This window comes from Planococcus daihaiensis (genome assembly GCF_049262615.1).
In the GTDB taxonomy this organism is placed as follows: domain Bacteria; phylum Bacillota; class Bacilli; order Bacillales_A; family Planococcaceae; genus Planococcus.
In genome coordinates this window covers 790326-804827 of sequence record NZ_CP175504.1, presented here as the reverse complement: position 1 = coordinate 804827, position 14502 = coordinate 790326, and the positions used below count along the sequence as shown (strand labels likewise).

Annotated in this window: 9 protein-coding genes and 1 pseudogene; 9 read left to right on the top strand and 1 reads right to left on the bottom strand. The window is 36.3% G+C overall.

Going from position 1 to position 14502, the window contains the following annotated elements; all coding sequences use genetic code 11:
• Positions 1 to 15: 15 nt before the first annotated feature.
• The 5 genes from DHX103_RS03825 to DHX103_RS03805 all read left to right on the top strand — a co-directional run bounded on the left by DHX103_RS03825 (position 16) and on the right by DHX103_RS03805 (position 6836).
• Positions 16 to 1374, top strand: coding sequence for an O-antigen ligase family protein (locus DHX103_RS03825; RefSeq protein WP_422123946.1), 1359 nt, complete (start codon positions 16 to 18; stop codon positions 1372 to 1374).
• 78 nt (positions 1375 to 1452) lie between these two features.
• On the top strand, positions 1453 to 2766 hold the full coding sequence (locus DHX103_RS03820; RefSeq protein ID WP_422123945.1) for a hypothetical protein: 1314 nt from the start codon (positions 1453 to 1455) through the stop codon (positions 2764 to 2766).
• Positions 2767 to 2918: 152 nt separating this feature from the next.
• Positions 2919 to 4289, top strand: a complete 1371-nt coding sequence (locus DHX103_RS03815) for a lipopolysaccharide biosynthesis protein (protein WP_422123944.1) — start codon at positions 2919 to 2921, stop codon at positions 4287 to 4289.
• Between the two features lie 273 nt (positions 4290 to 4562).
• Positions 4563 to 5516 (top strand): ATP-grasp fold amidoligase family protein, encoded by a 954-nt coding sequence (locus DHX103_RS03810; protein WP_422123943.1) that lies wholly within the window; start codon positions 4563 to 4565, stop codon positions 5514 to 5516.
• 99 nt (positions 5517 to 5615) lie between these two features.
• Positions 5616 to 6836: a nucleotide sugar dehydrogenase gene (locus tag DHX103_RS03805; protein ID WP_422123942.1), complete on the top strand. Its 1221-nt coding sequence runs from the start codon at positions 5616 to 5618 to the stop codon at positions 6834 to 6836.
• A 718-nt stretch (positions 6837 to 7554) separates the two neighbouring features.
• Here DHX103_RS03805 and istB read toward each other — a convergent pair.
• A pseudogene (istB, locus tag DHX103_RS03800) lies at positions 7555 to 8291 on the bottom strand (IS21-like element helper ATPase IstB).
• A gap of 278 nt (positions 8292 to 8569) precedes the next feature.
• Here istB and DHX103_RS03795 point away from each other — a divergent pair.
• The 4 genes from DHX103_RS03795 to DHX103_RS03780 all read left to right on the top strand — a co-directional run bounded on the left by DHX103_RS03795 (position 8570) and on the right by DHX103_RS03780 (position 14374).
• Positions 8570 to 8965 (top strand): ATP-binding protein, encoded by a 396-nt coding sequence (locus DHX103_RS03795; protein ID WP_422123941.1) that lies wholly within the window; start codon positions 8570 to 8572, stop codon positions 8963 to 8965.
• A 1084-nt stretch (positions 8966 to 10049) separates the two neighbouring features.
• Positions 10050 to 11681, top strand: coding sequence for a cell wall-binding repeat-containing protein (locus tag DHX103_RS03790; protein ID WP_422123940.1), 1632 nt, complete (start codon positions 10050 to 10052; stop codon positions 11679 to 11681).
• A gap of 556 nt (positions 11682 to 12237) precedes the next feature.
• A complete protein-coding gene (locus tag DHX103_RS03785; RefSeq protein WP_422123939.1) occupies positions 12238 to 13341 on the top strand; it encodes a DNA sulfur modification protein DndB in 1104 nt (367 codons plus the stop codon).
• Positions 13331 to 14374, top strand: a complete 1044-nt coding sequence (locus tag DHX103_RS03780) for a DNA sulfur modification protein DndB (RefSeq protein WP_422123938.1) — start codon at positions 13331 to 13333, stop codon at positions 14372 to 14374. Before DHX103_RS03785 ends, DHX103_RS03780 begins: the two co-directional genes overlap by 11 nt.
• The last annotated feature ends 128 nt before the right edge of the window (positions 14375 to 14502 follow it).

Genomic DNA, 14502 nt, shown 5'->3' with positions numbered 1-14502 from the left:
AAATAGGGGAGATAAATGCAGTTTAATAATTTTAAACATATGGAAAATATAAAAATATTGTCATTGAGCATCTTAGTTACAATAATCATGTCAATTGGTTTATACGCTTCAAGTCAAACTATTATAGTAGCCGCTCTGCTTTTATTTACTCTTATACTACTCTTTTCTAAGAAAAAAATGTTATTTCCACTATTACTATTTTTTTTACCCTGGTCTCCTGTATTAAAAATTAGTCCAGATAGTTTCACTTTTTTTACAATAGTAATACCATTAGTTTTTATTTTTATGCTAATACAAAGGCGTGGATTAGAATTTAAAAAAACAATGTTAGTATTAATTTCAACACTAATTGTATATACTCTGATAACTAAATTAGCAATGAATTCACTAAGTATTTCTTCTGTTTTTTCGTATACATATTTTATTTTCTTGTTATTCTTTATTCCATTTTATTTAAGTAACTTTTGGAAAGAACTAGATTTTAAAATTTGCGCCTTATTTATGACAAGTGGGGTTTTAACTGCATGTTTTTCCTCGATGCTTTTATTAGATGTGCCAGAAATGTCTAAATACATTAATGTTGATATTGAAAGAGCTGGTTTCGCACGTCTCAGTGGGTTTTATGGCGATCCTAACTTTTATTCTGCACAGATTATAATGACTATAGCTGTTATTATTACTTTAATTACTAAAAGTAATAATAAGATAAAAAATTCATTATTAATTGGAACGTTATTTTTACTTATTTATTTCGGATTATTGTCTGTATCAAAAATGTTTTTGTTATCTTTGACCGGAATATTTATACTATGGGGAATTTCTTTTATGATTCAAAAACAAAATATAGTTAGTAAATTAACTATATATTTATTGATACTATCAACAATTAGTTTTATATTTTTTTCTAATGTTTTTTCTACTCAAATAGATCAATATATTTATAGATTTACAAATCATACACTTACTACGGGACGGTTTGATTTACAAATCATGTATATAGAATACTTACGGGATAACCCAAACGTTCTTTTTTTTGGAAATGGCACTTCAAATGCTTATGTTAATTCTAGAGCTGCACATAACACTTTTTTACAAATAGTTTGGCAGCTAGGGATTCTCGGAAGCCTGCTTCTTGTAATTTGGCAAAGAATTTCTTTTGCTCCAATGAAGGTTAAAGAAAAGTTAATTGTACCTTATAAATTGGTTTCTATAATTCTGATAAGTGCATACTTCCTTCCCTGGTTTGCTCTAGATTTTATGTATTTTGACGAATTTTTCTATTATTTAATTATGACATATTTAGGAATAAATTTCTTAAAACAGAAGGAAATTTTAGTGGAGCCACATTTAGATCGAATAAAAATAAAGAGATAAATATTTTGTATTTTTTAGTATTGAACTAAAGTAAATTTATTAATACTATCAAAATTCAGGAAATATAGGTGTTATAAAGTGAAAAAAATATTAATAGTAAGTTATCTTTTCGCACCAGAAAACGCTGTAGGAGCTATACGGCCAACTAAATTAGCAAAATATCTAGCTTTAATGGGCTATGATATTCATGTTATTACAACTTCATATAATGAGCGATATGATGAAATTTTAGCAAAAGATAGTGCAAGTGGATTTGAAATTACAAAACTAAATCACTCGCCACTTATAAAGAAATATCTAAACAGAAATACAAAAGTAAAAAAAATTAATAGAAATTATTCAAGTGATTCAAACATTTTTTCTGAAGCAAGAAAAAAAAATGTATTTACTTTAAAACTGAAAAAAATTCTGACCCATCTCATTAATATATGTATCTCTTATGATTTTTATTATAATTATAAAAAATGTTTGAATAATTTATTGCTAGATAAAAAATTTGATGTAATTATCACTAGCTATGGTCCGATTGCTTCAGTACTATGTGGAATTTATTATAAGAAGAAGAATGATGAAGTCAACTGGATATCTGATTTTAGAGATCCGATGGTAGGGGAAACTTTTCCGGATTTGTTGAATAAATTTAATTTAAGCATACAAGAGAATGCAATAAAGAAAGCTGACAGGGTAGTAGCTGTGTCCAAAGGTTATCTTGAGAGAATCTGTAAAGGACGTTATTATGAGAAATCCTTTATAATTACAAATGGATTCGACGAAAGCGATTTATCAATGGATGAAGAAGTCTTAAATGATAATAAGTTCACTTTTACTTACACAGGTTATCTATACCGTGGGAAAAGAGACTTAAGTGTAATTTTTGAATGTATTCATGATTTAATTAGAGAAAATCTAATAGATAGTGATGATATAGTATTTAACTATGCCGGAAAAGATTACTCTTCTTTATATTCACAAGCAAATCAATTTGGTCTCCAACATCTTCTTGTTGATTATGGTTTGATCTCAAGAGAGGAGAGTTTGAAATTGCAAAAAAAATCGCGTTACTTAGTTTTAGCAACATGGAATAATGAGAATGAAATCGGTGTTTTTCCAGGTAAATTTTTAGAGTATATGTTTATAGGAAAACCAATAATTTCTTTGGTAAGTGGAAAATTACCAGATAGTGAGGTAACTCGAGTGATGCAAAAGACGAATCTAGGTATTACTTACGAAGAAGTTTATCATGAAAAAGACTATAAGATTCTAAAAGAATATTTGAAAAAAGAATATTGGAGATTTAAAAAGGGATTAAATTCTGAATTTAACCCTAATAAAGAAATAATTAATAAATATACCTATGAAAATATAGCTATACAATATAGAAAATTATTTTAAAGTTTTTCTTATAATATATGTCATTACTACAGTTAATCAATTATAGATTAATTGTAGTTTGAAATTATAAGAGACTTTGTAAGATTTAAAAAGTAATGTTAATTTTTAATTTTCAATGCAATAAAGTTAAAAATTTATTTAAGGGAGACAAAATGAAAAAATCAGTAAATTATATTATTTATAGAAATTTTTTAAAGAAAATTACTGATAGAACATATAATACTTTCTTTAATAGATTAAAAGGAACATTTCTCAGGAATGTTCTAATGATTGCTTCAGGAACTGCAATGGCACAAATAATAGGAATTATATTCTCTCCAATAATAACTAGAATTTATGGCCCTGTAGCATATGGAATTTTAGGGGTATTTGTTTCATTGACTGCTATAGTTTCAGTAATTGTAAGTCTTACTTACCCAATGGCAATAGTATTACCTAAAGAAGATAAAGAAGCACGTGGTTTAGTCAAATTATCAATTATAATAGGTTTCGCAATTTCAATTATATCATTCATAATTTTATTTCTATTTGGTGAAAATATACTAAAAGTAATAGGTATGGAAGTTTTGCAGCCTTATGTGATGTTAATACCATTATTTTTAATATTTTCATCTTTACTTCAAATAGTAGAACAGTGGATTATACGTAAAAAGTATTTCAAATTAAAAGCAAATGCTACAGTTATACAAGCTTTTTTACTTAATAGTATAAAAGTAATTTTCGGTATTTTTTTGCCTACTGCAACTGTTCTTATTTTTGTTACTGTTGGTGGGCAACTATTAAGTGTTATTTTACTTACAATTGGACTTAAAATTTTTATTTTCAATAAAAAATCAACACAAAAAAAAGAAAGCGAAAAAAAAGTTTCACTTTGGTATTTAGCGAAATTATACAGTGACTTTCCGAAGTATAGATCACCTGAAATGTTTATTAATGGAATAACTCAAAGCTTACCTGTATTAATGTTAACTAGTTTTTTTGGTCCTGCATCTGCAGGTTTTTATATTTTAGGTCAACGCATGCTTTCTATGCCTGCTCAATTAATAGGAAAAGCTGTGGGCGATGTTTTTTATCCGAGAATTGTAGAGGGTTCGTACAAAAAAGAAAATATAACTAGCCTAGTAATTAAGGCAACCGCTGCTCTAGCCGTTATAGGAGTGTTGCCATTTGGCATGGTAATAATTTGGGGACCTTGGTTATTTAGCACAGTTTTTGGCCCAAACTGGGTAGTCGCTGGAGAGTATGCAAGATGGATAGCAGTTTGGTCTTACTTTGTGTTTGTTAATTCTCCAAGCATAAGAACATTGCCAGTCATTTCTGAACAAAAGTTTCAGTTAATATTCACTAATATCAGTCTTGTTATAAGAATAGGAATGTTGTTTGTGGGTGCCTATGTTATTGGTAATGATACTTTAGCGATTGCATTATACAGCCTTGCTGGTGCAGTATTAAATATCATACTCATCTCATTAATAATAATGAAAAGCAGAGTATATGATCTTAAAAATAAAGCTTTTGTATAGATTATTTTATAATTATTAATTTATTGAAGTATTTTAAAAAGATTAATCAGAATATTATTTTGAAGTATGGTTTACTGGAAGAAATTGTAAACTAAAGGTTTATAAAATTTATATGATTTCTTAGAAGTTTGTAGAAATAGGGTATTGGATGAATATGTGAATAATCTATATTTTAACTTGAAAAATTTATAAAATTTAAATAATTAATTATTATGTTGTTAATACTTTCGATAAAAAAAGACATCAAAAAAATATGAGGAGAGTGAGAATTAAATGATTAAAGAATTGAAGAAAAAAACTTTTTTATTAAGAAAAAACGCTCAAAAAATTCTACCTAATTCAATTTTTGCAAAGCAGTATTTTAAAAAACATTATAACTTAGAGTTTAATATTAATAATCCTCAAACGTTTAATGAAAAACTTTGGTGGTTGCATCTATATAATAGAGATCCGCTTACGACAATATGTACAGATAAGGTATTGGTAAGAGATTATGTAGCATCATGCGGATTGTCACATATTCTAAATGAAGTTTATGCGATTTATTCAAGTCCAGATGAAATTGATTTATCAAATCTGCCTAATGAGTTTTTCTTAAAATGCAATCATTTATCTGATGGGAATATTTGGTGTAAAGATAAAAGGGATTTCCCAATTTTAGATGTCAAAAAAAAATTAAGAAAACTTATTAATAAAAACTACTATTGGAATTCGAGAGAGTGGAATTATAAAGAAATTAAGCCGAAAATTATCTGTGAAAAAGTTCTCAAAGATAGTACTTCGAAAATTGGATTAACAGATTATAGATTTTTCTGTTTTAATGGAGAGGTAAAATTTTTAGCAGTTGATATTGAAACAACTTCTTCAGATGGGTCTCATTTTAGTGGTGCAAGAAGAAATCTTTACAATTTGAATTTTGAAAAGTTAGATATTCGACTACGCCGTCCGAACTTTGAGGAAGAATTAGTTTCAAAGCCAATAAATTATGAGCTAATGATTGAATATGCAAAAGTTCTGTCTAAAGAATTCGCAGCATGTAGAGTAGACTTCTACAATATTGAAGGAAGAATAGTATTTGGAGAAATCACCTTTCATCAAGGAGGCTCACATGATATTAGTCCGGTAGAATATCAATATAAATGGGGAGATTATATTGATTTGAAAAGCGATAAAATTATAGTTAACAACCGAGAGAAAAAGAAATATAAACATCTATTAAGTTTTTAATCTAAGAATTATTATGTGTATTACTTTTTTAATCGGTTTCTATGGATTCTAGAAATTAGATAACAGATTAAAAGTAATCTTGAAAAGGAGATTTTTGTCTTGATAAATATTATCGGTATGGGTTATATAGGACTTCCTACAGCACTAATTTTTGCAAAAAGCGGAATCAGCGTTGTAGGAACAGACTACAACAAAGAATTAGTAGAGTCTTTAAAATTAGGAGAACTTCCTTTTGAAGAAGAAGGGTTACAATCACTTTTCGAAAAAGCTATATTAAATGATATTGAGTTTTCAACTGAATATCAAAAAACTGATAGCTATTTGATTGCAGTACCAACCCCTTATATAGAAGAAAGTAAGAAGCTTGATCCTATATTTGTTATTTCTGCTATCAATAGTGTGCTAGACGTATGTAAAAAAGGTGCAACTTTAATTATTGAATCAACTATTTCACCAGGAACCATCGATAGACATATCCGTCCTGTAATAGAAAAGAGAAGTTTTATTATTGGAGAAGATATTCATCTTGTTCATGCTCCTGAAAGGATTATTCCTGGAAATATGGTATACGAACTTGAGCATAATGCAAGAACAATAGGGGCAGATAATTTAGAAGTTGCCAAGAAAGTTAAAGATTTATATGCTAATTTTTGTAAATCTGATATAATTTTAACGGATATTCGGTCTGCTGAAATGTCAAAGGTAATTGAGAATACATATCGAGATATTAATATTGCATTTGCTAATGAATTAGCTAAAATTTGCCGAGTTGATAATATAGACGTATATGAAATTATTCGTATTGCAAATATGCACCCCAGAGTAAATATTTTGCAGCCAGGACCTGGGGTTGGGGGACATTGTATTTCTGTTGATCCATGGTTTTTAGTTGGTGATTATCCTGATTTAACTAATCTCATATTAGCAGCTAGGAAAATAAATGATTCAATGCCACGACACGTGCTTGGACGTATTAGAGATATTATGAGAGCACATAATATTAGAGACATTTCAAAAGTTGGTTTATATGGTCTGGCTTATAAAGAAAACGTTGACGATACAAGAGAAAGCCCGGCACTTCAATTGTTAGATAAGTTGGATGAACATTTAGCTTTTGGAGTAAAGGTTTTTGATCCATTAGTAAAAAAACGTATAGTGGATCATCAATTTATGAGTTTTGAAAAATTCATTAATGAGGTTGATATCGTTGTAGTAATGGTTGGTCATGACCACATTAAAGAAAATATGAGTTATTTAAAAGATAAGTTAGTTCTAGATACCAAAAACATTATTTCATATGAAGATACATATAAGTTATAAATAGTAAAGTTTAAATGTAGAATAAAGTGTTTAGTTTTTTTCTGTGTTATACCGGCGGTATCCAATTTGCAATATTGGATTCACAGTATGAAGATGGGGGCTCTGAAATATGGCAGAGGTGGTATATTTTCTTGGCTGTAATCATCCGGTTGCCGCACCTGTAAAATAGCTCAAGTGGGGAATTTTATTCCGGCTATAATGGGGAAAAATAAACCGGCGTTGACAACACGATATGCCCCACTCGATACTGAATACAGCCAGCGAAATGAGCCACTTGTGCCATATTTTGAGCCACTTCGGACGGATTTCAGAGCCATGTGAGACAACAAGGGAGCCACTATCTGACGGTAGTGACATTTCTTACGATTAGTCAATAGATTTTGTTCAAATTTAACTTAATTCGTTTGAGATTGCCCCTCTCTTTGGAGACAGAAATTGGTTAGAACTAAAAATGGGCATGCCAAAAAAACCTCCGGCTTTTTCATTTTTTCGCAGGGGCGGAATATGTTAAACTTTAGGTGCCACGATGCAGAGGCTTAGCCTGTAATCGTAGCGTAATTGGTGTGTGACCAACTGGTGGATTGTTTTGAGCAGCTTGTTCATGCACGCCACCATGGCAACCTGTAACCGTCAAGTAGAATAGATCAATTTGTTACAAATAAGATAGATCAACTTTCACCAATTAAGACAGACCACTTGTTTCGGGAAACAAAGTTTTTCAGTACTTCATACGGATGCTGTCCGTTTCCTCACCAAAGGTAATAATTTCACTCCGATGGAGCAGGCGGTCCAAGATGGCCGTTGTCAATGTGGGATCACCCAGGAATTCCCCCCATTCATTTGAACCTTTGTTCGATGTCAAAATGAAAGCGGTTTTATCATAAAGGTCGTAGATGAACTGGAAGGAAAAATGGGCTTCGTTCGCTTCATATGTCATATAAATAACGTCATCAATGATGATCAGATCTGATCCAATAATCCGCTTATACCGGGTATTGGATTTTTTGATATGTTCCCGTGTTTTCAAGATATACATCAAATGGGCCATGGAAACAAAGGAAACTTGAAACCCTTGTTGGACGGCATGCACGCCCAACGCGACGGACAGATGCGTTTTCCTGCACCTGTCGATCCTATTAAGATTAATCTGAAATCATCAACTACCCAATTCAATTCTTTCAACACGTTAAATTGCTTTTCGCCTAAGGCGTTTTGTTCTTTCAAATCATAAGTATCCAATGTCTTTAGTTCCGGAAACTCTGCCCATTTCATCAGGCGTTCGGTGGTTTTCTGTTCCCGGCATTGCAATTCATAAGAGAGAAGTTCGTGTGTGAACTCGTGATAAGTCCAACCTTTGGCTTCTGCTTTTCGGAGAAGTGCGGGTAGCTCTTTTGCTGTTTCTGCCAACCGCAAGGTGCGGCATTGTTGCTGCAACGCATCGAAAGGATGGCTCATCTCATTCGTCCTCCACTCAATACTTTTAAGTATGTATCTTTCGATCTTTCAGGCGCTTTCAACTTCAAGTACTTTTGATTCAGTTGAATTTCTGGTACTTGCTGGCCTGATTCTCCGCAACTCGTGGCTCAAAACTCCGCACAAGTGGCTTTTTCATTCCGCAATACTCAATGGTTGCCTCAAACGGTGACCAAGGATCAACTGGTAGACTTTGAGTTCATCAAAGCCCATCAGAATCTTGTGCTCGCTGGAGCACCTGGCACTGGGTGGTAAATAAGATGGCAGACCTGGTAAAAATTCGTGGCCGTAATCAAGCCTTAGGCAGACGAGCCTGTGAAATGGGATACCAGGTGCGATTCTACCGGGCTTCGCATCTGGTCGAAGAACTGGAAACAGCCTATCGAAATGGGAAGCTAAGTGCATTTCGCAAGAAATTTGATAACATCCAGTTGTTGATTTTAGACGAAATGGGTTACGTGCCATTCAGTAAGGAAGGTGCAGAAGTTCTCTTCCAACTCATCACCGAGTTTTACGAGAAGAAAAGCTTGATAGTTACCTCGAACTTGGAGTTTAGCCAGTGGAACCGGATATTCGTCGATAGTCGACTAACCGCAGCGTTAATGGATCGGCTGATCCATCATGCGCATATCATCACTTACACCGGCGAGAGTTAGCGCTTAACCAATGCACTATCTCGCACCAACTGAAATTCCCTGGCGGCAACACTCTGTAAAAAACGTTGCAACACTCTGCACTTTTCTATTGCAAAATACAGCTGTCTTTCGTTTGATGCGTATAGTCGCTTTGCTGGTGGTGATGAACTTGCTGTATTCCCGACAAAACTGGCGGTAACTATAGGGAATTTGATTCCCATTTCGGCAGACGATTACGTATTCGTGCCAGAGGAGAGAGCGCGTCACCCCGTTTTGGCCTTTTCTTTATGGACGTAGTCCATGTCAGGCAAGTACCGTTCGTCCTTGACGTGCTTCTCAGGGAACAGAAGCTTTTGGTCTCCCAGACCCTTCGGCAAGGGCCAGGAAATCTCCTTTTTTTCTGCTTGCTCCAGCACTTCAGTGATCGTACTCCTTGAACACCTACAGCTGGCTGCGATTCCTCGTTTGGATACTTGCTGAGCATCCAGTCGGAGAATCTCTCGATATTTGATAATAAAAAACCTCCTATACCATAAATTCACGGAATATTCCGCAAACTAATTATATAGGAGTGGTTTTCTCATGTCTCAAGTGGTTCTGGTTTTTGTCCGAAGTGGTTTTAAAACGTGGCACAAGTGGTTCTGTTTAATGGCTGTAGGCACAATCCGTTGTTTGAAACCTTCACTATATTTTGTCATAAAAAAACATCCCAAAAGTTTGTTTGTACTAAGCCCCAAATGATAGACACTTTAAAAAAGTGATCCCATTTGGGGTTCAGTTCAATTTTAAACTCTAACTATTGGGGTGCAGTACCTTTTTTGTCGGTAAGGCTTTTCTTTTTTTGAAGCAACATGTTCCAATTTACGCTTAAAAATATAAGGAATCTCGGTTCCTATATTAATAATTCACTTCTAAAATTCCTGCATTCACAAAAATACAATAAAATACTATAAAATATATATTAATACCTATTAATATATTATATATAGTATTTATTTTATATTATATATACTTTTATGCTTATTTGTTATATCATTACTTGTGAATATATTGATTTCTTAGTTAATTTCCAATTTACATAGAAATTATCGAAAGGAGTTTTGATATGTTGACGAAAAAGAAAGTAGTTTTCTGTTGTTTTTTGCCCCTCTTCTTCTATCCAACACACTCCTCCGCCGCGGTAGATCATTCTTTGAGCTTCGAGAATTCAACGATTTCACTTGGAATTTTATACGATCAAAATTTAAAGTATCCACTCCATCAACAAATAGGAGGAAATTGGCTTGTACCAAAAGATGAAGATATATGGATTGATAAGAGTCTTTCTAAAAGAGGGGGAAATTCAATTGGTTTTAAATTAGCTCCTGCAGAAAGTAGAGTTGAACTAAAATTAGGAGATATGAAAAACAATCAAATAAAATACATTGGATTTAGTATGTATGTTCCATCTGACTTCCAACCTCCTACACATTGGAATTTATTTGCTCAATGGTGGCAAGGTGCACCTGCTTCACCTCCTGTCGCATTTGAATTTGCTTCTAATGTAGAACCCCTTGGAATATTAATTATTAGCCGAGATGGAACTTCAATAGAATTTAATAAAAGAACGCATTATACTAGGGCTATACAAACTAACGCTTGGACAGATTTTATTGTAAAAATGAGAATTGATGATACGGGAGGTGAAAACGGAATATTAACAGTTTGGCGAAATGGTGAAATCATAGTAGATTATCAAGGTAGACTTGGCTATACTGACTTATATACTCATACAAATTTCAGATTTGGACTTTATCGTGCGGGTGCAAATGATTCTTTAATAAATGTGTACTTTGATGAAGTCAAGATGGGAAGTTCTTATATTGAAGTTGTAGACATTCGTATTTCAGGAGATACCCGTTATGAGACGGCAGTCGTCATTTCAAAAGAAGGATGGGAAACGGCTGATACGGTAGTGCTTGCCACGGCAGCGGATTTCCCGGATGCGCTGGCGGGTGGACCGCTGGCATATCAGGAGGATGCACCGATCCTATTGACGCGGACAGCGACTTTAGGAAGAGAGACGAAAGCTGAGATTGCGCGACTGGGTGCGGATAAAGTAATCATTCTTGGCAGTAAAGGCGCCGTCTCGGTGGAAGTGGAGAACGAATTGAGGCAAATGGGTCTGGCGATTGACCGGATTGGTGGCAAGAATCGTTTTGATACAGCGGCTATGATTGCGAAGCGTCTGAATTCGACAGAGGCGGTTTTGGCATATGGCTTTAATTTTCCCGACGTTTTATCTGTTTCGGCATATGCTTCTCGGAATGGTATTCCAATCTTATTGACGCGGACTGACAAGCTACCGCCTGAAACCATAGCGGCGCTGGAGTCCACGACGAAAACCCACGTTATTGGGAGCGAGGGAGCGGTGAGCGATGAGGTGTTCATGGTACTGCCGAATCCGGTGCGCTACGGCGGCAAGGATCGATATGCGACTGGCCTGGAAGTGAACAGCAAGTTGAAGATGAGCACTGGCAAGGCGTTCATCGCGACGGGCACGAACTTTCCGGACGCGCTGGCGGGCTCCGTCCTGGCGGCGAAGAACGACGCCCCAATCCTGTTGGTGAAGGGAGACACGATCCCGGAAGAAACGGCGACGCAGCTCGGCAGCTATGAGTCTTATGCCATTTTCGGTGGAGCGGGAGCGGTCGGAGAACCGGTTCTCCAGTTATTAAGTATGCAATTGAATAATTGAGCAGAGAAAACAGCGGACAATCAATTGATTGCCCGCTGTTTTATATTTAGAAAGTTCGCGTTTCTGGGAAAAAACTGGTTTGTCCCCCTTTGAATACAGCTGTATTTAAGAAATCGTGCCCCTGTGTCAAGACTATCCAGCATATTCACGACAATTGAATGCGAAAAAAGCGATGCCCAGGAACCGCAAAGGTTTCGGGCGTTCGCCTCTGTGTAATTATCGGAATATTATAATAATAATAATAAATTTTGGCTACACAGGGAACATCTGGGAACTACTGGAATTAGACCAGTGTAACGAGTGAAGGTATTAGATTTGAGAATTGAAATGTCCACTGAAATCACCCTTGAAAACGATCCGTTTTCAAGGGTGATTTTTTACGTAGAAAAGAAAGCCAAAATTATATGCGAGAAACGCCTCATTGTAAAGGTTTAAGTAAAAAAATGAATGCGAAAAACAAAGATTAATTTGGAATTAAAAAATAATTTAAAATAGTTCGCTATTTAAGCATAAGTACCTATATAATTAACAAAGTAAGGATAGGGAGGGAGTACATGTGATCAATACCGGCGTATTAGCGACGATAAAAGGATACACCTATAATCAGTTCGGTAAAGAGATCCTATCCACTCAAATCCGTTTCTCGATGCTGCGGGCGATGTTTGAAGTGGATCATGAAGTGCAGCGGCTGCTGGATCCGAATAGAAGGAAGGAAATCCGCGACTTCATCATTGAAGCGCTGGAAAAGAATGAACACTTTTATTTCTCACCTTTCGTCTTCTCGAGCAGAGGTGGGATCAAAGAAGTGGAAGGGGGATTCGAGCTGGCACCGGGGAATAAGATCTACGTGTTGGACGGCCAACACCGTTCGGCGGCCTTGTTATCGGCGATCAATTACCTTCAGGCGAACAAGGAACAGGCAGAAGTGGAAGGCCATTACAGCAAAGCGCAGGAGCTGGGGAACTATATCCAAAGCCTGGAAGCCTACCCTGTAGCGATGCAAGTCTACCTCGACTTGAACCAACAGCAAGAACGGCAGCTTTTCACCGATTACAATACAGAACGAAAAGAAGCGCATACCGGACAAGTGATGAAGTTTAATCAGCGGGATGCATACATTGAGTTGACGCGTGAAGTAACGCAACTGATCGGGAATAAGTTCGAAATCGAGACTGACCGGGCGAGGTTGACTGCGCAGAACTCGGCAGTCACTTCCACCGTTACGATGCGAAAATGCCTGATCGCGTTATTTGAAGGGATTCTAACGGCAAAGACGGGCGAGCCTTATTACCGGAACTGTAAAAAGGCCGAAGTGCCGAAAATAGCCAAGCATTTCTTTGAATCTTGGATTACCTTGTTCCCGAAAGGCATGGAAAACAGAAAAGTTTATGTGTCCGGCTTGTCCGGTATCCAGATTGCTTTAGCGCTCACCGTCTATTCATTGACGCGGAACCAGGTGACCCATATCGAAGCGATCGGTATGCTGAAAAAGCTGAATAACCGTTGCACATGGAAGCATGATGATCCGATTTTCGCGCATATGTACGACGCGGCAACGGGGCAAATCAAAAACAATTCAACGACGACGGCGATCAAGAAAACGATGCTGGAGTTCTTGAGAGTCATTGAGGAAGAGAAGGGGCGGTCACGTGATCAGTAACGAAATCTTTACGAAAAAGCAAACGATTATCAACTACCCGATTAAAGAACTCGTGACCATGCTCGCCGAGGGCAGATTAAAGGTAAGGGAAAAGAATCAGCTGCAGATCCGGAAAATCAGGAATTATATCTTTGATAACGTCCTGACCGATCAGATTTACTTGCCGCCACTGGTCGCGTACTTGGAAGAGGGCAAGTTGGAAGACGGCAAACCGCAGCAGCTGACCATTATTGACGGAACCCAGCGAATCGTTGCATTGTCACAAACGAATAGCATGATTGTACATAGAATTCACAGTGAAGTGGACCAGGAACGACAGCAAGGACTCAAGTTATTGCAAAGCTTGAACAATGCCGCATTGGCCGTCCAAATTTTCGAAGGGCTAGGCGCAAACGAGGCAGATCAGCTGTATATTGACCTGAATACGAAAGGCAAAAAAGTATCGTTGTCGAAGCGCATTGCCTACGACTCACGCAATGAGATCAACCGGATCACCAACGAAATCCTGATGGCTAATGATCAACTCAAAGAAGCGGGAGTGGAAGAAGAGAAGCGGGCGGTTATGCGACCGAACAACAAAAACTTCGTGTCGTTATCGCAGTTGAGGCAGCTCGTCGGTTTATTCATCACCGGCAAAACGATCTCGAGCAGCCTCGTCCAGGAAAACCTCTTCACCCTGAACGGAGAAGAAAATATCGAACTGATCAATCTGTGGCTCAACGAATTATTCAAACTGCATCCCGTTGAAACGATTGGTGACTATGAAGTATGCATGTTGGCAAGTTTTCCGTTGCTTTATTCATTGGCGAATTATTCGGTACGGGATATGGAAGAACTGAGCTTTGAAGAAAAGAGAGCGGAATTATTGCGGCGCATGGAAGGTCTGCAAGGGATTGACTGGCGTCCTTTAAACAAAATTTGGCGAACTTTCAAAGGCAGCGAACGAGGCAGTCGGCGCCTGTTTTTCATCAATCAGGACAAAGCCAATATGGCAGCCATCGTATCCTGGCTGCAGCATCAAGGAGGTGAGTGAGATGTGAGGGAGAAAGTGACGGCAATAGAAAACCACCGGGTGTGACAGTCCGCAAGACGATCACCCGGAGGAACCAGTTGGAGTGTACCAACTATCTGTTAGTATACTCCAATTTAATTTAAATTTTA

What these genes read in the sequence shown, in the direction of transcription:
- DHX103_RS03825 (WP_422123946.1), top strand. Translation starts at nt 16, where the DNA reads ATGCAGTTTAATAATTTTAAACATATGGAAAATATAAAAATATTGTCA.
- DHX103_RS03810 (WP_422123943.1), top strand. Translation starts at nt 4,563, where the DNA reads ATGATTAAAGAATTGAAGAAAAAAACTTTTTTATTAAGAAAAAACGCT.
- DHX103_RS03815 (WP_422123944.1), top strand. Translation starts at nt 2,919, where the DNA reads ATGAAAAAATCAGTAAATTATATTATTTATAGAAATTTTTTAAAGAAA.
- DHX103_RS03790 (WP_422123940.1), top strand. Translation starts at nt 10,050, where the DNA reads ATGTTGACGAAAAAGAAAGTAGTTTTCTGTTGTTTTTTGCCCCTCTTC.
- DHX103_RS03795 (WP_422123941.1), top strand. Translation starts at nt 8,570, where the DNA reads ATGGCAGACCTGGTAAAAATTCGTGGCCGTAATCAAGCCTTAGGCAGA.